Origin of the sequence: Mesorhizobium sp. GbtcB19, assembly GCF_019091085.1 — a bacterium.
GTDB lineage: Bacteria > Pseudomonadota > Alphaproteobacteria > Rhizobiales > Rhizobiaceae > Mesorhizobium.
In genome coordinates this window covers 54,259-79,583 of sequence record NZ_JAGXJY010000021.1, presented here as the reverse complement: position 1 = coordinate 79,583, position 25,325 = coordinate 54,259, and the positions used below count along the sequence as shown (strand labels likewise).

The 25,325-nt window shown below is 63.1% G+C and carries 17 protein-coding genes; 8 read left to right on the top strand and 9 right to left on the bottom strand.

The window, feature by feature from the left end; translation table 11 throughout:
* Positions 1–19: 19 nt before the first annotated feature.
* From KVT37_RS26930 to KVT37_RS26920, 3 genes are all read left to right on the top strand, one after another.
* On the top strand, positions 20–1,651 hold the full coding sequence (locus KVT37_RS26930; protein WP_217578047.1) for a molecular chaperone GroEL: 1,632 nt from the start codon (positions 20–22) through the stop codon (positions 1,649–1,651).
* 30 nt (positions 1,652–1,681) lie between these two features.
* Positions 1,682–2,725: an NAD(P)-dependent alcohol dehydrogenase gene (locus KVT37_RS26925; protein WP_217578046.1), complete on the top strand. Its 1,044-nt coding sequence runs from the start codon at positions 1,682–1,684 to the stop codon at positions 2,723–2,725.
* Positions 2,726–2,797: 72 nt separating this feature from the next.
* Positions 2,798–3,487, top strand: a complete 690-nt coding sequence (locus KVT37_RS26920; protein WP_217578045.1) for an aquaporin — start codon at positions 2,798–2,800, stop codon at positions 3,485–3,487.
* A gap of 146 nt (positions 3,488–3,633) precedes the next feature.
* Here the strand turns inward: KVT37_RS26920 and KVT37_RS26915 are convergent, their stop codons facing one another.
* The gene (locus KVT37_RS26915; protein WP_217578044.1) at positions 3,634–5,709 is read right to left on the bottom strand and encodes a sigma-54-dependent Fis family transcriptional regulator; all 2,076 of its coding nucleotides are present in this window, start codon (positions 5,707–5,709) and stop codon (positions 3,634–3,636) included.
* A 75-nt stretch (positions 5,710–5,784) separates the two neighbouring features.
* Positions 5,785–6,258 carry a hypothetical protein gene (locus KVT37_RS26910; protein ID WP_217578043.1) on the bottom strand — a complete coding sequence of 158 codons (474 nt, stop codon included), beginning with the start codon at positions 6,256–6,258 and terminating at the stop codon, positions 5,785–5,787.
* Positions 6,259–6,899: 641 nt separating this feature from the next.
* On the opposite strand from KVT37_RS26910, the gene KVT37_RS26905 reads away from it, so the two are divergent.
* From KVT37_RS26905 to KVT37_RS26890, 4 genes are all read left to right on the top strand, one after another.
* Entirely contained in the window at positions 6,900–10,286 is a 3,387-nt protein-coding gene (locus KVT37_RS26905; protein WP_217578042.1) for a VCBS domain-containing protein, read from the top strand.
* A gap of 75 nt (positions 10,287–10,361) precedes the next feature.
* Entirely contained in the window at positions 10,362–12,056 is a 1,695-nt protein-coding gene (locus tag KVT37_RS26900) for a type I secretion system permease/ATPase (RefSeq protein WP_217578041.1), read from the top strand.
* Complete coding sequence (locus KVT37_RS26895) at positions 12,053–13,393, top strand: HlyD family type I secretion periplasmic adaptor subunit (protein WP_217578040.1); 1,341 nt, start codon at positions 12,053–12,055, stop codon at positions 13,391–13,393. Before KVT37_RS26900 ends, KVT37_RS26895 begins: the two co-directional genes overlap by 4 nt.
* 320 nt (positions 13,394–13,713) lie before the next feature.
* Positions 13,714–16,920, top strand: a complete 3,207-nt coding sequence (locus tag KVT37_RS26890; protein WP_217578039.1) for a DUF4062 domain-containing protein — start codon at positions 13,714–13,716, stop codon at positions 16,918–16,920.
* A 34-nt stretch (positions 16,921–16,954) separates the two neighbouring features.
* Here the strand turns inward: KVT37_RS26890 and KVT37_RS26885 are convergent, their stop codons facing one another.
* The 6 genes from KVT37_RS26885 to KVT37_RS26860 all read right to left on the bottom strand — a co-directional run bounded on the left by KVT37_RS26885 (position 16,955) and on the right by KVT37_RS26860 (position 23,183).
* Entirely contained in the window at positions 16,955–17,797 is an 843-nt protein-coding gene (locus KVT37_RS26885; protein ID WP_217578038.1) for a carbohydrate ABC transporter permease, read from the bottom strand.
* A gap of 5 nt (positions 17,798–17,802) precedes the next feature.
* Positions 17,803–18,699, bottom strand: coding sequence for a carbohydrate ABC transporter permease (locus KVT37_RS26880; protein ID WP_217578037.1), 897 nt, complete (start codon positions 18,697–18,699; stop codon positions 17,803–17,805).
* Positions 18,700–18,835: 136 nt separating this feature from the next.
* Positions 18,836–20,083, bottom strand: a complete 1,248-nt coding sequence (locus KVT37_RS26875; protein WP_217578036.1) for a sugar ABC transporter substrate-binding protein — start codon at positions 20,081–20,083, stop codon at positions 18,836–18,838.
* A 112-nt stretch (positions 20,084–20,195) separates the two neighbouring features.
* A complete protein-coding gene (locus KVT37_RS26870; protein ID WP_217578035.1) occupies positions 20,196–21,341 on the bottom strand; it encodes an ABC transporter ATP-binding protein in 1,146 nt (381 codons plus the stop codon).
* A gap of 87 nt (positions 21,342–21,428) precedes the next feature.
* Entirely contained in the window at positions 21,429–22,379 is a 951-nt protein-coding gene (locus KVT37_RS26865) for a PfkB family carbohydrate kinase (protein ID WP_217578034.1), read from the bottom strand.
* 3 nt (positions 22,380–22,382) lie between these two features.
* Positions 22,383–23,183, bottom strand: coding sequence for a class I fructose-bisphosphate aldolase (locus KVT37_RS26860; RefSeq protein WP_010914679.1), 801 nt, complete (start codon positions 23,181–23,183; stop codon positions 22,383–22,385).
* Between the two features lie 163 nt (positions 23,184–23,346).
* Here KVT37_RS26860 and KVT37_RS26855 point away from each other — a divergent pair, with 163 nt between their 5' ends.
* The gene (locus tag KVT37_RS26855) at positions 23,347–24,108 is read left to right on the top strand and encodes a DeoR/GlpR family DNA-binding transcription regulator (protein ID WP_217578033.1); all 762 of its coding nucleotides are present in this window, start codon (positions 23,347–23,349) and stop codon (positions 24,106–24,108) included.
* 44 nt (positions 24,109–24,152) lie between these two features.
* Here the strand turns inward: KVT37_RS26855 and KVT37_RS26850 are convergent, their stop codons facing one another.
* Positions 24,153–25,262, bottom strand: a complete 1,110-nt coding sequence (locus tag KVT37_RS26850; RefSeq protein ID WP_217578032.1) for a Gfo/Idh/MocA family protein — start codon at positions 25,260–25,262, stop codon at positions 24,153–24,155.
* Between the last annotated feature and the right edge of the window lie 63 nt (positions 25,263–25,325).

Below are 25,325 nucleotides of genomic sequence, written 5' to 3'. Positions count from 1 at the left end.
TAAGGCGGAAGGAGGAATCATGCCCAAAATCATGCTGCACAATTCAGAGGCCCGTCGCGCTCTTGCCCGAGGCGTCTTCAGGCTGGCGACGGCCGTCGAGCCGACGCTCGGGCCCAAAGGCATGAACGCCATGATCGACCGGCCGATCGGGACGCCGATGGTGACGCGCGACGGCGTCAGCATCGCGTCGGAGATCGAACTCCACGATCGCTTCGAGAATATGGGCGCGCAAGTCGTCCGCGAAGTGTCGATGCAGACGAACGAAGTGGCGGGAGATGGCACGACGACTGCCATCGTGCTCGCCAACGCGCTGATCCAGGGCGGCATCGAGGCGAATGAGCGCGGAGCCAAATCGGTCGATCTGTGCAAGGGCATCGAGCTCGCCGTGACGGCGGTGGTGGCTGCTCTCAAGGCTTCCGCCAAGCCGGCCAAGGGCAACGGGATACTCGCCTCGGTCGCCAACATCGCCGCGACCGACGCCAGGCTTGGCGCGCTGGTGGCGGAAGCGCATCAGCGCGTCGGGGCGGAAGGCGTCATCACCACCGACTTCAGCGTCACCACCGAGACCACGCTCGACGTGGTCGAGGGCATGTCCTTCGACCGCGGCTACCTCTCGCATCATATGGTCACCGACCAGGAGAAGATGGAGGCCGTCCTGGAGCGGCCCTACATCCTGATGACCGATCTCAAGATCAAGGAGCCCAAGGCGCTCGAGACCGTGCGCCGCATCGCCGACGAAGCCGGGCGGCCGCTGTTGATCGTGTCCGAGGAAGTGTCGCCGGAGGTCGTGGTCACGCTGCTCGGCAAGCAGGGGCCTGGCAAATACCTCGTCGTCCATCCGCCGGAATATGGCCATTGGCGGAAGGCAATGATGGAGGATCTGGCGATCATCACCGGCGGCAAGGTGATCGCCCGCGATCTCGGCGGCCGGCTTGAAGACGTCACCGCCGAAGACCTCGGGACGGCCGACCGGGTAAAGACCAGCTCGTCCTACACCTCGATCATCCGCGGCGGCGGCGACCATGACGTGATCGCCTCCCGGCGCGCCCAGGTGCAGCGCCAATATGAGGTCGCGCCGCCGAACATCGAGCAGGACAAGCTGCGCGAGCGCCTGGCCAAGCTCTCGGGCGGCACGGCGATCCTCTATGCCGGCGGCGTCACGCCGGTCGAGCAGAAGCGGACCATCCAGCTGATCGAGGATTCGCTGAATGCGGTGCGCGCGGCGTCCGAGGAGGGCGTGGTCGCCGGCGGCGGCTCGGCGCTGGCCCAGATCGCGCCGCTGCTCGACAAGGTGGCGGCCGAAGCCGAGGGGGACATCGCCGAAGGCGTACGCCTGGTGCGTTCAGTGCTGACACGACCACTGTGGCGCATCGCCGCCAATGCCGGCGCCGATCCCGAGGCCGTGGTCACAGAGGTGACGCGCATCAACGGCGGCTACGGCTACAACGCGTCCGCCGGCAACTACCAGAACATGTTCGAAGCCGGGATCATCGACCCCGTCCGCGTCACCTATACGGCGCTCGCCAATGCGGCGTCCGTCGCGACGCTGATCCTGACCACTGAAACCTTGATCGGCGATCTCGCCGAGGACGAGGACCCGACGGTGGGACCGGCACGCGGCGGCGGCTCCGAAAAGCTCGGCCGCGCCTGACCCAATTTCCGGACCTGAGAGGATAAGACGATGAAAGCTGCCAGACTTTACGAATACGACCCGCATATGAACGTGAAGCTCAAGATCGAGGAGGTCAAGGCGCCGACGATCACGGCTCCTGACGAGGTGATCGTGCGGGTCGGCGCCGCCGGTCTCTGCCGCACCGACCTGCACATCATCGAAGGCGTGTGGAAGCCGACGATGGACCCCGAGGGCACGCTGCTGCCCTATATCATGGGCCATGAGAATGCCGGCTGGGTCGAGGAGGTCGGCAGCGGCGTCAGATCGGTCAAGCGCGGCGACGCGGTGATCTGCCATCCCTTCCGCTCCTGCGGCATCTGCCTCAACTGCCGGCATGGCGAAGACATGTATTGCGACAATGGCCAATTCCCCGGCCTTGGCATGAATGGCGGCTTCGCTGAGTATTTCATCACCAGCGAACGCTCGCTGATCAAGCTGAACGCCAATGTCACGCCGATCGAGGTGGCGCCGCTGGCCGATGCCGGCATCACCGCGTATCGCGCGGCCAAACGCGCGGCGAAGCTTTTGCGACCTGGCAGCTACTGCGTCCTGCTCGGCATCGGCGGGCTTGGCCACATCGCGCTGCAGTCGCTTCACGCGATTTCCGGCTGCCGCATCATCGCCGTCGACCGCGAGCCGGCGGCGCGCGTGCTGGCCAAGGACCTTGGCGCCGATTTCGTCCTCGACGGCGGGCCGAATGTCGTCGAGGAGGTGAAGGCGATCACCGGCGGCGGCGCCCATGTGGTCATCGACTTCGTCGGCGAGCTCGGCGTCGAGAACATCTGCTGGAAGATGGTGCGCAAGGGCGGCCAGCTGTTCGTCGTCGGCTATGGCGGCTCGGTCAACGTGCCGACCGCGCATCTGGTGATCGAGGAGATCAACATCGGCGGCAGCCTGGTCGGCAATTTCACCGAGCTCGTCGAACTGATGGAGCTCAACGCCGACGGCAAGGTGAAGATGCACTACACCGAATACAACCTCGCAAGCATCAATACCGCGCTCGACGATTTCAAGAACCGGCGGTTCACCGGCCGCGGCGTCATCGTGCCGTGAAATGCCTGGACCGAACACCGCGCCGACCGGTGCGGCGCCCGGTCCCCATCATCATCCAGAGGGAGACAACATATGAACAAATACATCTGTGAATTCGTCGGCACCTTCGCGCTGGTCTTCTTCGGCTGCGCGACGGTTCTGTTCATGCGCTCGGAGGTCGGCCTGCTCGGTGTCGCCATGGCCTTCGGCCTGTCGGTGGTGGCGATGGCCTATTCGATCGGGCCGATTTCCGGCGCCCATCTCAATCCGGCGGTGAGCCTGGGCGTCTTTGTTTCCGGCCGGATGAAATCCGGCGATCTGATCGGCTATGTCGTCGCACAGTGTCTGGGGGCGATCGTCGCATCGGCCGTCCTTTATGTGATCGTGGAGGGGAAGGGTGGTGGCTACGACGTCGCCGCGAACGGCTTTGCCCAGAATGGCTGGTCGGCCTATTCGGCGACTTCGGCCTTCCTGTTCGAGGCAGTCGCCACGTTCCTGTTTCTGGTCGTCATCCTTCGCGCGACCGCCGAAGGCGGTGCCGGACCTCTGGCCGGCCTGGCGATCGGGCTGACGCTGGTCATGATCCACCTTGCCGGCATTGCTGTGTCCGGGTCGTCCGTCAATCCGGCCCGTTCGCTGGGTCCGGCCCTGTTCGCCGGCGGGGCGGCGCTGTCACAGCTCTGGCTGTATATCGTCGCGCCTTGCCTCGGTGCCGCCGCGGCCGGACTTGCGCTGCGCGTTGGCGTGATCGGCGCGGGCGAGCCGGCTCCGCAACCCGCCTGACCGACGGGTCGATCCGCCGCTCTCTCAGGCGACTGAGTTCCCCGAACCCCGTGGCGCGAATGCCATGGGTTTCTTTTTGCCGCTCTAAGTGTTTGTTTCTACGCAATTCCGGACGGAAAACCGTTACACACTTTTCCTGGAATTGCTTAGACGAAACCGCGCCGAATGCCGTACTGGTCGAGCTTGCGGTAGAGCGTCGGCCTCGAAATACCCAGTCTCTGGGCGACTTTGCTCAAATTGCCGTTCTCCGCGGCAAGAGCATTCCTGATCGCCTGGCGTTCGGCATCCTCGAACGTGCACACCGGCGCCTCGAGCATGGCGGCGGGGCTGTCGCCGTGCATGGTCGCGCCATTGCGATTGCCGACGGTGATTTCCCACGGGAGATCCTGGAGGTCGATGGTGTTGTCGCGCGCCAGGATGTGCAGGCGCTCCATCAGGTTCTTCAGCTCGCGCACATTGCCCGGCCAGCGATAGGCCAACAGCGCGTCGAGCGCGCGGCTTGAAAACCGCAGCGGAGCGCTGCCGGCCTTGTCCGCGATCCGGCGGTTGAAATGCTCGACCAGCAACAGCGCGTCCTCGCCGCGCTCGCGCAGCGCGGGAACGCGGATCGAGACGGCGCCGATGCGGTAATAGAGGTCGCTGCGGAAGCGCCCGGCCGCAACTTCCTGCTTGAGATCGCGATTGGTCGAGGCGACCAGGCGGACGTCCACCGGGCGCCCCCGGCTGTCGCCGATGCGGTGGACGACACGCTCTTCCAGGACGCGCAACAGGAACGGCTGGATCTCGAGCGGCAACTCACCGATTTCGTCGAGGCTGAGCACGCCGCCATTGGCCTGCTCGAAAACGCCCGCCTTGCCTTCACGCGAGGCGCCGGTAAAGGCGCCGGCCACATGGCCGAACAACTCGCTCCCGAACAGCTCCCTGGTGATGGCGCCGCAATTCAGCGCGATGAAAGGGTCATTGTCCGTGCGCCGGCTGCCGGCATGGACAAGCCGGGCGAACAGCTCCTTGCCGACGCCGGTTTCGCCCTCTATCAGCAGCGATGTCACGCCGCTCGACCGAGCCACGCGGCAGGCGACATCGATGGCGGCCAGCAATTTCTCGCTTTCGCCGACGATCATCGACGTCGCTGCCTGCAACTGCTTGTCCGCCGCCTGGCTGATCACCGCGACAGCTGACACGACCGGCGCGGCCGGGAACACCAGAGCCGCGCCGCTGAGATTGCCGTCCAGCTTCAGCGGCGTGACATGGCAGGACCGCAGATGCGCCGGCAGCGCCTTGGCGAGATCGCTGTCGGAGCCGGACGCCGGCAGGTTCATGAGCCAACGACCGCGGCCCGGCTCGATCGGGCCGTCCGTCATCTCTGTCGTGTCGCCATTGGGCACGTTGTTGCAGAAGATCGCCCGGCCACGGTGGTCGACGATCACCAGGCCGTCCTTGCCGCGATAACCGGGTGCCGAGGAAATGAAGGCTTCGAGCAGGCGGGTGCGCTGTTCCTGCTGCTGCTCCGCCAGCGCCTTTTCGATCTGCCTGGCCGTAGCCGCGACAAGGGCGGTGTTGTGGGGGCGGAAGATCGGCGAATAGCCTGACAGATCGACGACACCGATGATCTTTCCATCCAGCGGGTCGCGGATCGGCGCGCCGGCGCAGGTCCAGCCTTTGATGCCGGCGCAGAAATGCTCGGCCGCGTGGACGAAGATCGGTTCGCCGGTCCAGAGCGCGGTGCCGATGCCGTTGGTCCCGACAGCGCCCTCATTCCATTTGCCACCGATGGCGAGATGGATGTCCATGCCGTCATGCAGGGTCTTCTTGTCGCCGATGGCTTCGATCAGCACGCCGTCGCTGTCGGCCAGCACCAGCATCGCTCCCGTCCCTTCCAGCAGCGGACCGAGAGAGGCGAACGGCCGCCGTGCCGCCGAAAGCAGCTCGGCGTTGGCACGGGTCAGATACTCGATCTCGTCGCGGTTGCTGTTGAGGGGCGCCTCGACGCCCTGCGCATTGATCCCGCCGGTGGCGCTGCGGTACCAGGAATCGTGGATCAGCGAGCGGACCTGGACCGGATCGCGCGCGCACTTCGGCGCATCGGACAGAAAGCTTTCCCAGGCGCGCATGGTGGCGCGCTCGTCATAGTCGATGGAGTCCAAGACCAGTCCAGTAGCCATCGGCGCACGCGCCGGGAGAGCACCGGTCTTCATCTGGTTGGTATCGATCCCGCGTTTCATTCAGCCATCACAGAACCTTTGGGGCATGCTATTTCTGTATGCTGTCGGGCTGCAAGCGAGCCCTGTACGGTTCGTTCACGATATGCCGAGTTTCGCTCCGATGTCGGCGGCAAGCTGTTCTTCGGTGTAGGTGGCCCCGAGCCGGGATCCGTCCAGGTCGGCAAGCTCTTGTGCGACAGCCTCATCGACGGGCGAAAAGAAGCCGTTCTGCTTCGTCGCCAGGACAAAGACCTGTTCGCCATCACGGTTGCGGATATCGCCGATATGGTGGAGTTGGCGGCCCGTATTCCGATCCACCGAGACCACCCGGCCATTGATGCTGACGCGAATTGACGGATCCGCCTCGGCAGCGACTGGCGAGCCACCGCCAACATGGATGATCAGTCCCTCGGCTTGCGGTTTCTGGCGCGGTTTCCTGGACGCCGAATAGCCCCCGCCGCTGATCTGGTCGGCAAGGCGAACAATCGTCGAACGATTCTGTTCGATCATTCGTTTGACCTGAACATCCTCGCGCCGCGGGCCATCCCGCTTGGAGATGATTTCGACCATGAATCCTCCCAGATTCACTCGCCGTTTCGTGCCGGGTCGTATCTTCTTTTCTGACCCTGCACGGCCTCGGTGAGGTTCACCATTCCTTCGTTGGCTAGCACGAAAAACAGCGCGGCTGGTAGCAGGCGGCTGCTACAGATTGCTCAAAGTCCGCGAGTCACGGTTCACGTTCGCCGATTGTCCGGCTAAAATCCATGTGGCTGCACTATGCGCTTTGTGAATGCCCAAAGTGACCCTTGGCGCACTGCATTCGAATGGCTGCCAGTTTATCCACATCCGTACAAGTACGTCTACCGCCATTAACTCTTCATCGAATTGCCCGTTGACGCACGCAACGGCGAGGTTAATAATATCCTAATATAAGGGTAGCGCGAATTATCTCCCGACCGGCAACAACGAGTTACGGCGCTACTGGGGTAGGGGAAGCCGCGGCTGCGAAAGCCGCCGTAGCCATGACCGTATGGTAACCGCACGTCCGCGGTGGCAGTTCGCGGATGACTGTTGAGTTGTGCCTGGTTGAATGGCACTCTGATCGTTTCTTCTCCCCAAAACTGGGCGCCGATCTTTTTCGGCAATGGGTGGTCTGCCGTCTTGCGGACGGCAAATGAGCGGGCGCTGGGCGCGCCGGCGGGGGGATAAAAATGGCAACTCAGCAGATCGCCGACGCAGGCGGTACGACTGTTTCCTTTTCCAATACGCCGCAGGCCAAGGACGACGTTTTCAATCTGACGGAAGATACGGCCGTCCTCGCTTCGGGATCTCAGACCATCATCGTACTCGACGTGATGGCAAACGATTCGGGCGGCAACGCAAAGTCGCTGTTTTCTGTCGATGACGGAGTGTCGGCGTCCACCGCAACCAAAGTGTACGCCCCCATCGACCTGACGACCCAGGATGTGCAGGCGAATGGTGTATCGGCCTGGGAAAGCATCGGAAACGGCGTTTCCATCCGCATCAATAACGGCAAGATCGAGATGGACCTCACCGGCTATCTCGCGGCCCACGGCTACTCGAACCTGCAAGCCCTAGGCGCCGGCGACCAAATCAGCGACGTCTTCACCTATGCGATAAAGTTAGGTGGCGGCACGCTGAGCTGGGCGAGCGTCTCGGTCAATATCCAAGGCACGAATGACGGTGCTATCATCACGGCGGTCCCGGGTGCGGACACGACCGTGGTTGAGGCGGGGGGCGTCGCCAACAACATACCAGGCGACCCCAGCGCGCACGGGCAACTGCTGATCACGGATCCGGATGCCGGCCAGAATCATTTCCAGATGCCGCCCAGCCTACAGGGCGCCTACGGAACCTTTACCTTCGACGCGACGTCGGGCGTTTGGACCTACGCGCTGAATCAGGCACTCGCTGATCCGCTGACGCAGGGCCAGCACGTAACCGATACCTTGACCGTGAAGTCAGCTGACGGAACGGCGAGCTACAACATCGTGGTCAATATTACTGGTACCAACGATGCGGCTGTGCTGTCGTCCGCGTCGGTCAACCTGACCGAGGGCAACACGGCGGCGGCGATCTCGACATCGGGCAACCTGACCATCTCCGATGTCGACAGCCCGGCGACCTTCGTCGCCCAGGCCGCGACGGTCGGCAACTACGGCACCTTCGCCATCAATGCAGCGGGCGCGTGGACCTATACGGCAAGCTCCGCCCACAACGAGTTCGTGGCCGGCCAGCACTACACCGAGAACTTCGACGTCGTCAGCGCCGACGGCACCCACACTTCAGTCGCCATCAACATTCTGGGTACGAATGATGCACCGACCGCAGATTTGAACGGCGCCGCCGCAGGTACATCCACCAGCCTGGCATACACTGCTGGATCCGCCGCCACGGCCATCGCGCCCTCGGCCACGGTCACGGATATCGACTCGACCGATTTCAACGGCGGGTCTCTCACGGTCGCATTCACCGCCAACGGCACATCGGCCGACCAACTGACCATCCAGAACCAGGGCGCGGGCGCCGGGCAGGTTGGCGTGAGCGGCAGCAATGTCACCTATGGCGGTACGATCATCGGAACCTTTACCGGCGGCACGAACGGGTCGAACCTCGTCGTCACGTTCAACGCTAACGCCACGCAGGCAGCCGCGGCAGCGTTGGCTGACCACATCCTCTACTCGAATGCGACCAGCCCAACCATTGCCAAGACGGTGAGCTATACGTTGGTGGATGGAGACGGCACCGCCAACGGCGGCACTGACACCGGCACCGCCACCGCGACGATCAATGTGACGGGTGGTGATACCACGGCCCCCACAGTGGTCATTTCGCATGACAACAACGGTGCCAAGCAGACGATTACCTTTACCTTCAGCGAGGCGGTCACGGGATTCGACCTTAACGATATCTCGTTGGTGGGGGCCACTGCGACGGCTGGGACCTTCTTGCATGTTGGCATCAATGCCTCCGGACAGGACGTCTACACGTTGGATGTTACAAAGCCGGTGGGCGGAGGCGCACACACTGTGCAGGTCGTGTCCAGCGGCACGGGAACCTCTTCTTGGACCGACTTAGCCGGGAATCCCGGAGTGGGTACCCCAGCATTCAATCTACCCGCCGGCGTCGCCGGCGAGCCGATCAACCTCGCGCTCATCGACCCGTCGGACGGCCAGACCGTCACCGTCACGGTCAAGGACCTGCCGTCCGGCTGGATCATCGATGGCGCGACACAGAATGCCGACGGCTCCTGGACGGTGCAGTCCAATGCGGTTCACGAGCTGACGGTCACCACGCCGGCCGATTTCGTCGGCGCGGCGGTACTGGATGTCCATCTGACCTGGACCAATGCCGACGGCACGACAGGCAGCGTTTCGATCGCCGACAATGTCGAGGCCTATGCTCAGGGCTCGCCGATCTTCGCCTGGTCGGGCGACGACGTGCTCACCGGTTCAAGCGGCCACGATCTCTTCGTCTTCTCGCAGCCGATCGGCAACGATACGGTGCACAGCTTCGATGCTGCGGCCGACCAGATCGACCTGATCGGCTACAATGGGCTGGCGACCTTTGGCGACCTGCAAACGCACATCGCCGACGATGCGCACGGCAACGCCGTGATCACACTCGGCGACGGGCAGTCGATCACGCTGGAGGGCGTGCATTCGTCAGCGCTTGGCGCCGGCAATTTCGTCTTCGACCAGACGCCGGTGGTCAACAATGCTGGCACGATGACGCTCGGCGACGGCGCTCTGCTGCCGCTGAGCGGCACGGTCAACAACAGCGGGCTCATCTCGCTGAATTCGACCGGCGACGACACGTTGCTGCAGGTCATCCAGCACGGCGTCACCCTGCAGGGCGGCGGGCAAATCGTCCTGTCCGACAATGCCGCCAACCTGATTTCCGGCACCGGTCCGGACGTCACGCTGACCAATGTCGACAACACGATCTCGGGCGCCGGTCAGCTGGGCGATGGCATGCTCAGCCTCGACAACAGGGGCACCATCGTCGCCACCGGGACCAATGCCCTGGTGATCGACACCGGCGGCAGCGTCGTCGTCAACTCGGGCATGCTCGAAGCGACCGGTTCGGGAGGGCTGATCGTCGCCGGCGGGCTGGCGAACTCAGGCACGCTCTGGGCCAATGGCGGCGATATCGTCATCCACGGCGCGGTCACCGGAGTGGGCGATGCCACCATCGGCAATCTGTCGAAGCTGGAATTCGGCGGCGCATCGTCGACGGACGTCACCTTCGCGCATGATGCTGCAGGCACGCTGGAGCTCGACGACTCCTTCGACTACAGCGGGCATATCGGCGGCATCACCAACGACGATAAGCTCGACCTGAACGACATCCTGTTCGGCACTGGCACGACGGTCGCCTATCAGGCGAGCCAGGATGGCAGCGGCGGCATCTTGAGCGTTTCCGACGGCGCCCACAATGCCACGCTGCATCTGCTCGGCACCTATGACGCCAACAGCTTCAAGCTGGCCGACGATGGCGAGGGCCATACCGTCGTCACCTACAATCCGGAATTCACGCTGACGGGCGTGGCCGGCGGCACGAGCGAGCTTGTGTAAACGAAGGATGAGCCGCAGGCTAAGGCGGCTCCCCTGTAAATATTGAACCTGACGCGTATCGAGTGGGGTTTGGAATTGAACGGCAAGCCTAAAATCGTGAGGGAAGCGCTTCTCGCCTGCCGCCGCTATTTCCTGTTCGCGGCGGTGTTCAGCCTGGCGATCAATCTGCTTTACCTAGCATCCCCGCTCTACATGCTGCAGATCTACGACCGTGTCGTCACCAGCGGCAGCGAGACGACGCTGGTGATGTTGACGCTGGTGCTGCTTGCAGCCTTCCTGGCAATGGCCGGCCTCGACCTCGTGCGCGCCGCGATCCTGACGCGTGCCAGCGCCCGGCTCGACCGGCTGCTTTCGGCCAGGATCCTGGCGGCCTCGGTCGAGACACCGTCGCTGGGCGCCGCGCAAAGCCAGCCGATCCGCGATTTCGACACGTTCCGACAGGTCATCACCGGCAGCGGCATCCATGCCCTGTTCGACCTGCCGTGGTCGCCCATCTATATCGGCGTCATCTTCCTTCTGCACCCCTGGCTGGGTTTCTTCGCGCTCGGCTCGTCGCTGATCCTCATCGCCATGGCTGTGCTCAACGAATACATGGTCAGGGCGCCGCTGAAGCAGGCCAACGACCTCGCCACCGCGAACTACAATTTCACCGAGATGAGCCTGAGGAACGCGGAAGTCGTGCGCGCCATGGGCATGATCGACGGCCTCGTCCGCCGCTGGGGGCGCGACCGCGGCATGGCGCTGCGCCGGCAGGGACAGGCCAGCGACCGGGCGGCGCTGATGTCCGGGATGATCCGCTTCCTGCGCCTAACCATGCAGTCGCTGATCCTCGGCCTTGGCGCCTATCTGGTCATCGAGCGGCAGATCACCGGCGGCTCGATGTTCGCGGCGAGCCTGCTTCTGGGCAGGGGGCTGCAGCCGGTCGAGCAGATCGTCGGATTGTGGCGCAGCCTTATCCTCGCGCGGGCCGCGCTCGGAAGGGTCGAGAAGCTGCTTGACGGCGGCGCCCAAGGCGAACGTTCGTTCAACCTTCCCAAGCCTACCGGCAAGATCGCCGTCGAACAGCTGACCTTCGCTATTCCGAACCTGCAGAAGGTGCTGTTGCGCGATGTCTCGTTCAAGCTCGAGGCCGGCGAGGCGCTCGGCATCGTCGGTCCCTCCGGCGCCGGCAAGTCGACGCTCGCCCGCCACCTCGCCGGCATCATGCAGCCGAGCCGCGGCACGGTCAGGCTGGATGGCGCCGACATGACGCAATGGGGCAGGGAGGCGCTCGGCGACCATATCGGCTACCTGCCGCAGGACATCGAGCTGTTTTCCGACAGCGTGGCCGCCAATATCGGCCGCTTCAAAACCGACGTTGACCGCGAGGTGATCGAGGCCGCCCGGCTTGCCGGCGTGCATGAGATGATCATCCGCCTGCCGCAAGGCTATGAGACGCAGATCGGCGAGGGCGGCGCGGTGCTGTCGGGCGGTTACCGCCAGCGCATCGCGCTTGCGCGCGCCGTCTTCGGCACGCCGAACCTCATCGTGCTCGATGAGCCGAGCTCCAACCTCGACGCCGACGGCGACCGCGCGCTGGCCGAATGCGCGCTGGAACTCAAGCGTCGCGGCTGCACCGTGATCATCGTCTCGCACAGGCCCTCGACCTTGGCCAATGTCGACAAGATCCTGTTGTTGAGGGACGGAGGGGTCGAGGCCTTCGGCATGAGGAACGAAATCGTCGCGCTGCTCAACCAGCGCGCCGCGCCGATTGCGGTGGCAACCCAATGACCGATGTCGCCGCCACTTATCGCGCCCTATCCGGCGCCCAGGACGCGGGCGGCGACGCGGACTCGATCCGGGGTCCGGTCTGGGTCGGCTTGCTCATCATCGTTGCGTTCTTCGGCGTGTTCGGCGGCTGGGCGGCGATCGCGCCGCTCAACGGGGCCGTTCTTGCCGACGCGATGGTGAAGGTCGAGGGCAACCGCAAGAGCGTTCAGCATTTCGACGGCGGCACGGTCAAGGAAATCCGCGTGAAGGACGGCGACGTCGTCAAGGCCGGCGATGTGCTGGTCGTGCTCGACGACACGCGTTCCCGTTCGGAGTTCAACCTCTACTCCCAGCAATATGCGCTGCTGCGCGCCACGGATGCCCGCATCCGCGCCGAGCTCGACGGCAGCGCGGCGGTCGCCTTTCCCAAGGACATCTCCGCCGAGCACCAGGGCTACCTGCAGGATGCGATGGCCAACCAGATCACCGATCTCGAGAGCCAGCGCGCCTCGATGGCCGGCGCCACGAAGATCCTGCAAAAGCGCATCGCCGAGCTCGAAGAGCAGATCGAAGGCAAGGAGGCGCGCGTGGAATCCTACCGCGCGCAGCTCAAGTCGACCGTGGACGAGAAGGCCGGCCTGAACAAGCTGCTGAAGGCCGGCTTGACGACGCGCACGCGCATCCTGGAACTCGACCGCTCCGCCTCTGACCTGCAGGGCCTCATCGACCAGGCGCTCGGCGAGATTGCCGGCAACCGCCAAAACAAGGCGGAATTCGAAAGCCAGATCGCGCAGCTTACCAACGAGCGCCGCGCGAAACTGTCGGCCATGTTGATCGACACCCAGTCGAGCCTTGCCGACCTGGTGCCGAAGATGTTTGCCGCGCAGGCCACCGTGGACCGCGCCGAAGTGCGCGCGCCCTACGACGGCCAGGTGATGGACTTGACCGTCTTCTCAACCGGCGCGGTCGTCTCCCCCGGTCAGACCATCCTCGACATCGTGCCGACCAGGAATTCGCTGATCGTGCAAGCCCAGGTCCGGGTCGAGGACATTTCCAGTCTTCGCGCCGACATGACGGCCGAGGTTCGCTTTACCTCCTACAAGCAGCGCACGACGCCGGTCATCCACGGCCGTGTCACCCGCATCTCGGCGGACCGTGTGACCGACGCCAAGACCGGCTTTCCCTATTATGTCGCCGACATAGCGGTGGATCAAAAGGAACTCGCCGCCGCGCCGCAGATCCAGCTCTATCCAGGCATGCCGGCCTCGGTGATGATCGTGACCGAGGAACGCACCGCGTTGGATTACATCCTGGGGCCGCTGACGACCTCCTTGCACACGGCGTTCCGGCAAAAATAGACAACGCGCCGTTGTGATCGGGCCCAGTATACGCTGTGCCGGCCACGACTTTGTCGGTACGGCATGGAGCAGTGTCGGTGCGTGCCCGTCCGCTGTTGGTGGGCCGGACATCCTATTTGACGGCGGCAATAATGTATTTGCGACGGCGATTTCCACCGCGCTACCGACTGCATTCGATACTTGGCCGTATGGTCTTGTCGGAGACCGATATCCTATTGAAGTCAGAACGGCTCATCTTGCAATATAGAGTTCGGAACTATTACGCTGCTGCCTTCTGTACGGCCATACGCAACAAGACCCACCGACGCAGCGAGTGATTTGTGAGCCAGCCAAAAAACTTCACAGGCATTATGGTGTCATCCACTTTCACCGATCTCGTCGAGCATCGGAAAAGGGTGAAGGAAGCAATCGAAAAGCTGGGGTTCCATGCCGTCGTGATGGAAAGCAGCGGTAGCAACGCGTTCAGGAATATCGTCGAGACCAGCCTGGGCATGGTCCGGGATTGCGCGGCCTATATCGGTGTGCTCACCCATCGCTACGGTCAGACGCCGGAAGATACGGCAGTCAACCCCCAAGGCTTGTCCATCACCGAATTGGAGTTCGACGAGGCAATGAGGCTGGGCCGGCCGATCCTCCTGTTTGTCATGAGTGACAATCACCCGGGTACCAAGGCCGATTTTGAAACCGATCCTGGGAAACTCTCGAAGCTCGAAGCATTCAAGGCAAAGGCCAAGCAGATGCGGCAGGGCTCGAAGATACACCGGGTCTGGGAAGAGTTCTCCAGTCCCGGGGACTTCGCACAAAATGCCGCCATCGCCATTGGCAATCTGGCGAGAGAACTACCTTCGCCAGACACGGCCACCCCATCGCCGATTGCACCCGCCCCGGTGCAGGCAGCCAAACCAGTTGCTGCCGCTGCTCCGGCCCTGCGCGCTTTGCCAGATTATATAGGTTCGCACAGTTTCCTTGGTCGCGATTCGGAACTGCAGACGCTTGCCGACTGGGCCATGCCCGCCGACCCTCATCCTGTTCTGTTGTTCGAGGCGATGGGCGGCACCGGCAAATCCATCCTGACATGGCACTGGCTCAACCATCATGCCCCTCAGATTCGGCCATGGGCCGGTCGCTTCTGGTATTCGTTCTATGAACGCGGCGCCACCATGGCCGAATTTTGCCGTGAGGCGCTCTCCTACATGACCGGAAGCCCGGTCGAACAGTTTCGCAGGATGCGTACGCCGGAGCTCGGCGATTGGCTGGTTGCCGAATTGAAAAAGCGACCCTGGCTGCTGGTGTTGGATGGCCTGGAGCGCGTTCTGGTCCAATACAACCGGCTCGATGCGGCACAGATGCGCGACGACGAGGCGGATAACGGCAAAGACCTGATCGCCAGCCGTGACCCTTGCTCGGCAATCCATCCTGATGACGACGATCTGTTGCGGCGTCTGACTACTGTGGAACCCTCCAAACTCCTAGTTTCTACGAGGCTTCTGCCTTCGGGAGTGACAAATCGGTCGGGTATTGCCCTCCCGGGCGTACGGCGCGAGTTGCTCAAGGGTCTCCGACCGTCCGATGCGGAAGCGCTGTTCCGCCAAGCCGGCGTCCATGGCGAGTCCGCCAAAATCCAGGCTTTCCTGCAGGCCAATTGCGACTGCCATCCTCTGGTTGTGGGCGCCTTGGCTGGGCTCGTCGGCGACTACCTGCCGGAACGCGGCAATTTCGACCGCTGGGCGGGCGATCGCGACTATGGCCGCAAGCTCAACCTGGCTGACCTCGACCTCAAGACGCGAAAAGAACACATATTGGACGCCGCGGTCGCGGCCCTTTCGCCGGAAGAGCGCAAGCTGCTGCATGTGCTGGCCCTGCTGTCCGGCGGTGCTGAATTTGCGGTGTTGGAGGCGCTGAATCCTCATCTGCCAGCCAAGCCGGAGAAGAAGGAGGAACCAGAGGATCCCAGAAGAGTGATCGGCTCTTGGCATGATTTGACCGAAGAGAACCGTACAGAGCTGGTACAAGCCTATGAAAAGGCCAAGGCGGATTTCGCCGCCTATCCGGGTTTGTTGGCGGCATGGCGTGCCGATCCGCTCGTGCGCGCTGCCCCTGCGAAACTGCGCGACATAGTGCGAAATCTCGAACGGCGCGGTCTGCTGCAATATGATCACAGTTCGCATCGCTATGATTTGCACCCCGTAGTCCGCGGCGTCGCCTCCGGGCGGATGAATGTTGATGAACGAAAATCGTCAGGTAGCGTTGTGGTTGACTATTTCTCGGCTCGTGCACCTGCCGATTGGGATGATGCTGAGAAATTGGAGGATGTCGCGGATGGCATTCAACTGGTGATGACGCTTTGCGGCATGGGCCGATACGACCACGCATTGACCGTGTACATGGGCTCCTTGTCCGCCGCGCTGGCATTTAACCTCGAGGCGGACGCCAAGGATCGGGAAATTTTACGCTCATTCTTCCCACAAGGGTGGGAAGAAAAGCCGGTGGTTGAAGATGCGTTGCTTCAATCCTGGCTTGTCAACAACGCAGCGTTGCGCCTTGCGACGCTGGATAAACAGCTTTCGCAGCGTCTGCTTGAGATAGTCATAAAGACAGATCTCGCTGAACGGTACGCGGCCTGGCTGGCGACTGGCCTTCAAAATTTTGCGCCTGGTTCAGGGCTCGCCGCAGAATGGCGTGTGTTGACGTTGGCGCTTGAACTAGCCCGAGCCGATGGAGATCAGGATCAAGAATTTGCCTCGCGTTTGTTACAGTTCAAAAATGCGTCCATACGTGGGGACGTGGAACAGGCGGATCTGGCGTGGAGCGAGAATGCGGCGCTGCAGCAACCGCCATCGAGAGCGACCTACCGTCCCGGCGACGCCGAATGTGGGTATGCTTGGCACAAGTTCCGACATGGCGATCTGACGGAAGACCTGATCGCAAAGGCGGAAACACTGGCCACGGGTGGGCGCAACCGGCGTGCTATCCGGGAAACGTCAAAGCTGCGTGGGCTTTGGCGACTGGAAACGGGAGATGAGGTTGGCGCTTTGGGACATTTGACCCGCGCCGTGACAATGGCGCGCGAGGTGGGGCTGGGGGATGAAACCGCGGAAGCAGCTCTTGCTCTGACACGACTGCGCTGTGGACAGGGGACGAACGCGCACGAGGAGGCAGCGCGGCTGGACGGGTGTTCCGGATCGGCGTCGCTCTACCTCAGCGAACTTTGGCGCGAACTTGGCGAAGGTGAGCGCGCCATTCAGGCGGCCCTGCGCGCTCATGCCTGGGCCGTGCAGGACGGCGAACCCTATGTCTACCGCTGGGAATTGAATTGGGCGCGGCGCCTGCTCGCGGAACTTGGCCAGCCATTGCCGGAGGTGCCGGTTTGCGATCCCGCCATGCATAAGCCCTTCGACTGGGAGAAGGATGTCCGCATCTTGATCCGCGAACTGAGGCAGGAAAAGGCGGCCGCGCGGAAGGATGCCGAAAGAGCGCAGCGGCCGAAACCGAGACGGCGACCCAAAGCCAAGCCTGTCAAGCAGTAGCCCGCTCCGTCAGCCCTCCAACGGGCTGGACGCCCTACTTCACGGAGCCCGCTGTCATCCCCGCGAGGAAGAATCTCTGCGCCACGAGGTAGATGACCAGGAGCGGCAGCGAGCCGAGTACGCTCATCGCCATCATCTGGTTCCACTCGAAGGCGTGCTGCCCCATCAGGAGCTGGATGCCGATCGGGACGGTGCGCATCGACGTCGACTTGGTCAGCGTCAGCGCGAAGAGGAACTCGTTCCAGCACAAGAGGAAAGTGTAGACCGACGTCGCCACGATGCCGGGCAGCGAGATCGGCACGATCACCCGCCACAGCGCCGTCCAGCTGCTGCCGCCGTCGACGGCGACGGCTTCGTCGAGATCGCGCGGCAAGGTGTTCAGATATCCCGTCATCAAAAGGATCGCGTAGGGCAAGGTGAACACCAGATAGGTCAGGATCAGCGCGATATAGGTGTCGAAGATGCGATAGGAGACGACGAGCCCGAAGAAGGGGATCAAAAGCGTGATCGGCGGGATCGTCTGCGTGCTGATGATGAGGGTGTTCAGGCTGCCCTTGCCGCGGAAGTTGAAGCGGCTGAACCCATAGGCCGCCAGCAAGGCGATCAGCACCGTCAGTACGGTCACCGCTCCGGCCACGAAGTAGCTGTTGAAGAAGAAGCGCAGCTTGACCGGATCGCCGAGGATGGCCTCGTACGCTTCCAGCGTGAAGGCCTTGGGCAGGATGGTCGGTGGCAGGGCGAAGATTTCGGTGTTCGATTTGAACGAGCTGCTCAGCATCCAGTAGATCGGGAAGGCCGCGAAAAACAGCCCCGCGGCAAGCGCGACATGCAGCGCGACGGTGATCAGCCTGTCCTTCGTCGTGTGCCTTTTCCTCATGGTGACTACCTGGCCTTCTGATAACGGATGTAGAACAGCGTCAGGCCGAGCGAGATCAGCAGGATGACCACGGCGCTCGCTGCCGCCTGGGACAGGTTGTAGCTCGAGAACGCCAGCTTGTAGGTGTAGGTGCTGAGCACCTCGGTCGAGTAGATCGGGCCGCCGCCCGTCGTTATCCAGATCAGCGGGAAGACCTGCATGGTCCAGATGAAGTCGAGCAGCGAGATGCTGATGATGATCGGCATCAGCTGCGGAATGGTGATGAAGATCAGCTTCTGGTAGGCCTTTGCCCCGTCTATATCGGCGGCCTCGTAGAAATCCTTGGGAATGCCCTGCAGGCCTGCGAGCAGGCTGACCATGAAGAGCGGGTAGCCCGCCCAGATGTTTGCGAAGGTGACGGCGTGCAGCGCGGTCTCGGGCGAGGAAAACCACTCGATCTTGGAGCCGATGATGCCCATCTGCATGAGAATGCTGTTCACGACGCCGTTCGGCTCGAGCAGCAGGCGCCAGATCACGGCGATGATCACGGCGGTGAACAGCCAGGGCAATATGTAGAGCACGCGTAGGATGTTGCGCAGCGTCGGATTGATGCGGTCGCTGTTCAGCATGAGCGCGAAGATCATGCCGATGGTCATGTGGAAGACGACGCTCATGCAGGTGAAGTAGAGCGTGTGCCACAGCGAAGCCCAGAACACGGGATCGGCGAAGATCGCCTGATAATGCTTCAGTCCGGCAAAGGACGGGTCACGACGCAGCACCGCGCTGTTCTGGAACGAATAGCCGATCACCGTCGCCATCGGCAGCAACATCAGCAGGCTGATGATCACCAGCGAGGGCGACAGATAGAGATAGGGTGCTACCGCTCGTTTCAGTCTGTGGCGAGAGCGCTTCTGCTGGGTCATCTGCCAACCATGGTATACGCCTTCAAGGGAAGGGGAGCCTCAAAACAGGTCCATCTTCAAATTGCCGATCCGATGTTGCCGGGTGGCCCGACCGAAATCAGGCCACCCGGCCGAAGATCGCAACGAAACAGGCCGATCAGAATTTCGCCATCCAGCCCTTCTGGGCGGCAGCGGCCGCCTGTTCCGGAGACTGCTCGCCGGTGAGCATCTTCTGTGCTTCGACGTCGAACTGGGTCATCAGGTCTTCCGCCACCGGCAGGCCGGTGAACTCGTTGGCGAGGTAACCGCTCTTGAAGATCTCGAAAGCCTTGCCGAAAGCCTTGTCCGAGGTCACGAAGTCGGGCTTGGCGTTGACGTTACCTGGGAAGGCGTTGGCCAGCGACACCAGCTTGGCGTTCACCTTCTCGCTCATCAGGTACTGGACGAGCTTCCAGGCCTCTTCCTGATGCTTCGAGCCGGCGGAGATGCCGATGCCCCAGGAGGCATAGGGAAGGCCGCGCTTGCCCGTATAGCCCTCCACGACCGGGACCGGGATGATGTCGAAGTTCAGCTTGGGATTGCGCTTGCGGATGAGGTTCACATGCGCGAGCGAGTCGACCATCATCCCCACCCGGTCGTTGACGAATTCCTCGACCTTCTCCTGCTCGGTCTTGGTGGCGATACCGGGCGAGATGGTGCCGGCGTCATTGAGCGATTTGACGAAGGTGAGCATATCCACCACCGGCTTGCCTTCGAGAGCGGGCTTGCCGTCAGCCATCATCGACTGGCCCGAGGCCCAGACCCAAGACATCATGTCGTTCTGGACGCCGGATGGCGTCTGCAGCGAGAGCGGCAGCACCCAGCCATACTGGTTCTTGTCGGCATGGGTCATCTTCTTGGCGGCTTCGAGGAACTCCGCGCGGGTCGAGGGCAGCTTGGTCACGCCTGCCTGGGCGGCGAGGTCCAAATTCACGAAGACGGGATAGACGAACGAAGCGACGGGGAACATCACCGCCTTGCCGTCCACCTTGATGATATCCGCGACTTGGGCTTTGTCGAACTTGCTCGCATCCATCATCGGGTTCATGTCGGCGAGCGCATTCTGCGCGTTCAGATTGTTCACCCAGGCGCCGTCGAGCCCGACGACGTCGCTCAGCGTCCCGGTCGCGGCACCGACCGAAATCTGGTCCCGCGTGGTCGCATAGGGGCCGCTGACCAGCGTCACCTTGATGCCGGGGTTCGCGGCCTCGAAATCATCCATGATTTTCCGCAAGGAGCCCGCGGGCAGCTCTGGCTCCCACCATTGGGTGAATTCCAGCGTCGTGTCCGCCATGGCGCCGGTCGCGCCAAGCAGCCATGCGGCCGCGGCCATTTTCAGCATCGCGGGTCGTATCCGAAACGTCATTTTCTCCTCCTTCTTTGGGATCGGCCGCACAATGCGGGCGATCATTCTGGTTTATTCAGAAGCCGTCATTCGCAGGCGCCTCGCCCTCGCCCGCGGGCCTTGCCGCAATTCGTCAGATCGCCAGATGGGTCTCGGGATCGAAGAAATGCAGCTTGCTATCATCCAGGGCCAACCGGATTTCCGAGCCGGCGCGGACTTCGCTGACCGGTTCGAATTTCGCCACCGCGTTCGACGCCATGCCGAAATCCTGCACCGCGTCCGGGTCGCCGGAGTCCACGCGGGCCGCGTCGATACTGAGATGGACGATATGCTCGGACCCGAGCTCCTCGATCGACGTCACCTTTGCCGGGATCGTCTGATACTTGCGGCCGGATTCGAGGCTGCTGTCATAGAGATCCTCCGGCCGGATCCCGAACACGATCTTGCGCCCCGCATACGTCCTCAGGCCCGGCCTGCGCGCGAAGGCGGCATCCTGCAGCCGGATGGCGAAGGCGCCGGCCATAAGCTGGTCGCCCGTCAGGGCCGCCTCGAAAAGGTTCATCGAAGGAGAGCCGATGAAGCCGGCAACGAAGGCGTTGACCGGCGATTCGTAGAGCCGCTTGGGCGTGTCGACCTGCTGCAGCACGCCGCCCTTCAGCACCGCGACCCTGTCGCCCATGGTCATCGCTTCGGTCTGGTCATGGGTGACGTATATGGTCGTGACACCGAGCTGCTTTTGCAGGCTGGTGATTTCGGCGCGCATCTGCACGCGCAGTTTCGCATCCAGATTGGAGAGCGGCTCGTCCATGAGAAAGGCGGCCGGCTCGCGCACCATGGCGCGGCCCATGGCGACCCGTTGACGCTGTCCGCCTGAAAGGTTCGCCGGCTTGCTGTCCAGCAGCGACGTCAGTTGCAGGGTTTTGGCGATCTCGTCCACGCGCTTCTTGCGCTCGGCCTTCGGCTTGCCCGCCAGCCGCATCGAAAAGGCGATGTTCTCGAACACCGTCATATGCGGGTAGAGCGCGTAGCTCTGGAAGACCATCGCGATGTCGCGGTCCTTGGGCGGCATGTCGACGACGTCCACGCCGCCGATCCGCAGGCTGCCGCTGGTGACGTCCTCCAAGCCCGCGATCATCCGCAAAGCGGTGGATTTGCCGCAGCCGGACGGCCCGACGAGAATGAGGAACTCGCCGTCCTCGACCGAGAGGTTCAATTGGTCGATCGCGTGGAAATTGTTCCCGTAGGTCTTACAGATATTCTCCAGAATGACTTCTGCCATCTTCCTCCCTCCACAGGTCTAAGCCGCTGATTCTTTTAGTTCCTCGGCTTATGGTCACCTGCGAAATATTCCTCGGATAGTGTCAGGCTATGTTGCGGTATCGCGCTGCGCATATTTGAGTTCGGCCGCCGACGGAGCGTTCGCCGATGCCAGGAGTTCCGTGACCTGGTCGTCGGTCGGGAGCGCCTCGCGCCCGCCGTGCCCGGTGATCGAGAGAGCCGCGGCCGCGGCCGCGAATGCGACCCGGCCGGCGATGTCGGTGCCGCGCGTCAATGCGTGCGCATAGGCCCCATGGAAGCAATCGCCGGCGCCGGTCGAATCGACGACGGCAACCTGTTGCGGAGGCAAGTGCCAGAGACCCGTCTCGTCGCGGCCGCGATAGTAGACGCCCCTGCCGCCATCGGTCAGAACCACGGCGGTCCGCGACGGCAACCACAATGCATCGAGGATCTCGGCGGGCGATCGGCGGTCCGTTGCCGTCCGTGCAAAGCCGAGCGGAAGAATGAGATGGTCGCAGAGCTCGATCAGCCTATCGGTGGCCGGCCCGGCGCTCCATTCGATGTCGCCGAGGATCGCGAGGCCGAGATCGCGCGCCCGGGCCACGACATCCAGCGAGCGGATCGCGTAGCTGTCGACGATCAGGACAGTCGCGCGGCTGAGGATCTCGTCCGGAAAGTCCGGCGCGGTGCCCAGCATCGCTTCGTCGTCATACGCGATGAACCGCTCCCCGTCCGCGCCGACGGTGATGCGCGAACGCACCGGTCGCGCGTCGGGGTGGCGCGGCGCGAATGCGGTTTCAACACCGCTCTCGATGAGATCGCACAGCACGGCGTCGTCCGCCGCATTGCCCAGCCATCCGATGAACCCGGCGCTTCCGCCAAGCCGCGCCACGGCGGCCAGCGCCGTCGCGACATTTCCGCCGAAAGCGCGCGTAGTTTGCAGAACCTTCCCCTTGCCCGCCGACAACGGCTGATCGACATAGACGATGTCGTCTATCGCGATAGCGCCGAAGCCGAGGATTGAAGGGACGGTGGGCATCGGTCAGGCACCCGCCTTCGCCAGGGCGTCTTGCGCCGACAGGCCGTCATGGATGACGCCCCGAAAGGCAAGCGCCGCCTTCTGCGGATCGCCATGCCCCCAGAGATTGCGGCCCACCACGGCGCCGCGCGCGCCGGCACGGATGGCGTCCGCCGTCTGCTGAAGCGCGCCGAGCAGCGTATCGGTCTTCGGCCCGCCCGCGATGACGACCGGCACCGGGCAGGTTCGCACAGTCTCCCGGAACGACTCGAAATCGCCAGTGTAGCCGATCTTGATCACGTCGACGCCGGACTCGTAGCCGATGCGCGCCGCATAGGCGATCTCGTCGGGGGTGAAGACGATCTTTGCACCGTCGGTGAAATCGCGAGGATAGATATGCGCCACCACCGGCATGCCGTAGCGGGCCGCCGCATTCACTGAATCGGTCAGCCAGCGAATGTATTTGCCTTCGGTCGCACCGCGCACCGGGATGGCCACGGCCAGCGCATCGGCGCCGGCGCGCACTGCGTCCTCGGGCGTTGCGATCAACTCGCTGATGCGATCGTCCGGCGTGAAGCAGCCCGCCTGGATCACCAGGGAAGCCTTGCCCGCATATTGCGGCCACAGATGGCGCGCCGTGCCGGGCTGGATGCTGACGTAATCGGGTTTGCCCGCCATGACTCGCGCCAGCGCGCCCGGCAGGTCGGCGAGGCCGCCTTTGCGCACGTCGCCATAGCCGACGAAGTGGTCGACCGCGCCGCCAAAAAGATTCCCCGATGGATGCGAGAAGAGGCGCGCAAGACGCACTTTGGTTCCTAGGCTCATGAGTGCAAAATTTCCCAATCGTTTGACTTCGAAATCCTGAACTCAGTGTTTGCGAAAGAAATAAGAAAAGCAATCTTTCGAAAGCTTTCGAATTTGCATATTTTTGGTAAGGTGAGCCGAGGCCAGAGCGGTTGCTTTGGCGCAGGGAGGCAAGGGCAGGGCAATGTTGTCGGAGCAGAGACGCCAATCGATCCTGAGCGAGGTGCAACGCAGCGGCCAGGTTCGCACGAAGGACCTGTCGGACGGTTTTGGCGTGTCGGAAGTCACGGTGCGCTCCGACCTCGAGATCCTGGACCGCAAGGGACTGCTGACCAAGACCCGTGGCGGAGCGGTGACCCGGACCACCGATTCCACCACCGCCGCCTTCGCCCGGCGGATGCAAACCAACCTCGAGGCGAAGAAACGCATCGCCCGAGCGGCGGTCGAGCTGTTCGAAGACAACCAATCGGTCATCTTCGACGGCGGTTCGACGCTGATGCAGGTCGCCATGCAGTTACCGCCGCTCAGCAATGTCGTGGTCGCGGCCACGGGCATGAACATCGTGCAGCATCTGATGCATCGTCCCGGGCTCGACGTGCATATGATCGGTGGCCGGGTCTTCCCCGACACGGTGAGCACGCTGATCACCGATGCCGACACCGCACTCAGCGGCATGGTGGCGCATCAGGTTTTTGTTGGAGCGCATGCGATCGACTCTTCGCTCGATGTGGTCGATGTGAACGAAGACATGGCGCGAACGAAGCGATACCTCGTGCGCATGGGCCGGCGCGTCGTCCTCCTCGCCGATTCGAGCAAATGGGGCGTCAGCGGCACTTCCAAGGCATTCTCGCTGTCGAGCGTCGATGTGGTGATCACCGACGATGGCCTGCCTGGCCCGATACGGAGCCAGCTCGAGAAGACGCGAGCCAGGGTGATGTATGTCTGACCCGTTGCGCTCGCTCGCTCTTGTCGGCATCGAGAGTGGCTCCTCTAAATCGCCGATCCGGCTTTAAAGCCGGCGGTTTCGCTCAGCCTCATCCGCTCGACGATCTCGGCCATCAGCGCCAGGTCGCGGCGCGAGTCCGCCAGGTCGGTGAGCGGCTTGGTGCCTTCGACGATGTGGCGATGGAACGTCTCGAGCTCGTTGGAGAAGGCGTCGCCATAGAGCGGCCCGAACGTCTTCGTCACCGGGCCGAGCGGGCCGGCATCGGTCACCTCCAGCCGGGTCGGCAGGCTGCGGATATAGGGCGTGTCATAGATGATGCGCACGCGCCTGGTGTTGGAGCGCACCTCGATCATGGCGTCGAACAGGCCGAGATCGTCGACAACTGCATCGTAGAGACAGGCGAAATGGCCGTAGTCGAAGGTGACGGATGTGTTGGCGCCGCCATTGGTCCGGTGCGCGGCGATCACGCGTGACGGCTCGCCGATCAGCCCGCGCATGGCCGAGATGTGGTGCGAGGAGAGCGCGGTCAGACCGCGATAGGCGCGCACCAGATCGGCGGGCGCGTCGGCGCCCACCACCTCGCGGATCCGCGCGTCCCGCTCCCTGGCGCCGTGCGCCAGAAGGGCGGGGTCGATATCCCGGGGATAGAGGACGTTCTGGCTCTTCTTCAGGAAATGCCGGCCCTCCGAGATCAGGTCGAAGATGCGGACATGGGTGATGTCGGCGTGGTCGGGTAGTTCGTCCCTGGCCTTGAGATAGGCCGGCGCGTAGCGGCGCATATACCCGACGAACAGCGTCTTCCTGTAGGCCGGCATCAGCGCCAGCAATTCGTCGATCTCGCGCACCGTGAGGCAGGCGGGTTTTTCCAGGAGGATGTGCTTGTCGGCTTCGATTGCGGCGCGCACGAAGCGGCCGTGGGTGTCGTCGGACGAGAGCACGAACACCACGTCGATGTCGGGCGAATTGATCAGCGCCTCGGCGCTGTCGAAGGTTTTCGCCGTCGCATACTCCGACGTGACGAGCGCCACCAGGCTGGGCGAGACATCATAGGCTCCCGCTATCGTCCAGCGGTCGCGCTGGTCGGCCAGAACAGGCAGATGGATCGACTGCGCGACCTCTCCAAGACCGACAAGACCGACACGAAGTGGTGCCACGGCGAACTCCTTCGAATTATGCCCGATGCTGGCCGCGCCGGCGGCCAGCCATTGATCTCATAA

Excerpts from the sequence above, each read along its gene's own strand:
- KVT37_RS26910 (WP_217578043.1), bottom strand. The coding sequence starts at position 6,258 with ATGGTCGAAATCATCTCCAAGCGGGATGGCCCGCGGCGCGAGGATGTT.
- KVT37_RS26865 (WP_217578034.1), bottom strand. The coding sequence starts at position 22,379 with ATGCCCACCGTCCCTTCAATCCTCGGCTTCGGCGCTATCGCGATAGAC.
- KVT37_RS26920 (WP_217578045.1), top strand. The coding sequence starts at position 2,798 with ATGAACAAATACATCTGTGAATTCGTCGGCACCTTCGCGCTGGTCTTC.
- KVT37_RS26855 (WP_217578033.1), top strand. The coding sequence starts at position 23,347 with ATGTTGTCGGAGCAGAGACGCCAATCGATCCTGAGCGAGGTGCAACGC.
- KVT37_RS26860 (WP_010914679.1), bottom strand. The coding sequence starts at position 23,183 with ATGAGCCTAGGAACCAAAGTGCGTCTTGCGCGCCTCTTCTCGCATCCA.
- KVT37_RS26880 (WP_217578037.1), bottom strand. The coding sequence starts at position 18,699 with ATGACCCAGCAGAAGCGCTCTCGCCACAGACTGAAACGAGCGGTAGCA.
- KVT37_RS26915 (WP_217578044.1), bottom strand. The coding sequence starts at position 5,709 with ATGAAACGCGGGATCGATACCAACCAGATGAAGACCGGTGCTCTCCCG.
- KVT37_RS26905 (WP_217578042.1), top strand. The coding sequence starts at position 6,900 with ATGGCAACTCAGCAGATCGCCGACGCAGGCGGTACGACTGTTTCCTTT.
- KVT37_RS26885 (WP_217578038.1), bottom strand. The coding sequence starts at position 17,797 with ATGAGGAAAAGGCACACGACGAAGGACAGGCTGATCACCGTCGCGCTG.
- KVT37_RS26870 (WP_217578035.1), bottom strand. The coding sequence starts at position 21,341 with ATGGCAGAAGTCATTCTGGAGAATATCTGTAAGACCTACGGGAACAAT.
- KVT37_RS26925 (WP_217578046.1), top strand. The coding sequence starts at position 1,682 with ATGAAAGCTGCCAGACTTTACGAATACGACCCGCATATGAACGTGAAG.
- KVT37_RS26930 (WP_217578047.1), top strand. The coding sequence starts at position 20 with ATGCCCAAAATCATGCTGCACAATTCAGAGGCCCGTCGCGCTCTTGCC.
- KVT37_RS26875 (WP_217578036.1), bottom strand. The coding sequence starts at position 20,083 with ATGACGTTTCGGATACGACCCGCGATGCTGAAAATGGCCGCGGCCGCA.
- KVT37_RS26895 (WP_217578040.1), top strand. The coding sequence starts at position 12,053 with ATGACCGATGTCGCCGCCACTTATCGCGCCCTATCCGGCGCCCAGGAC.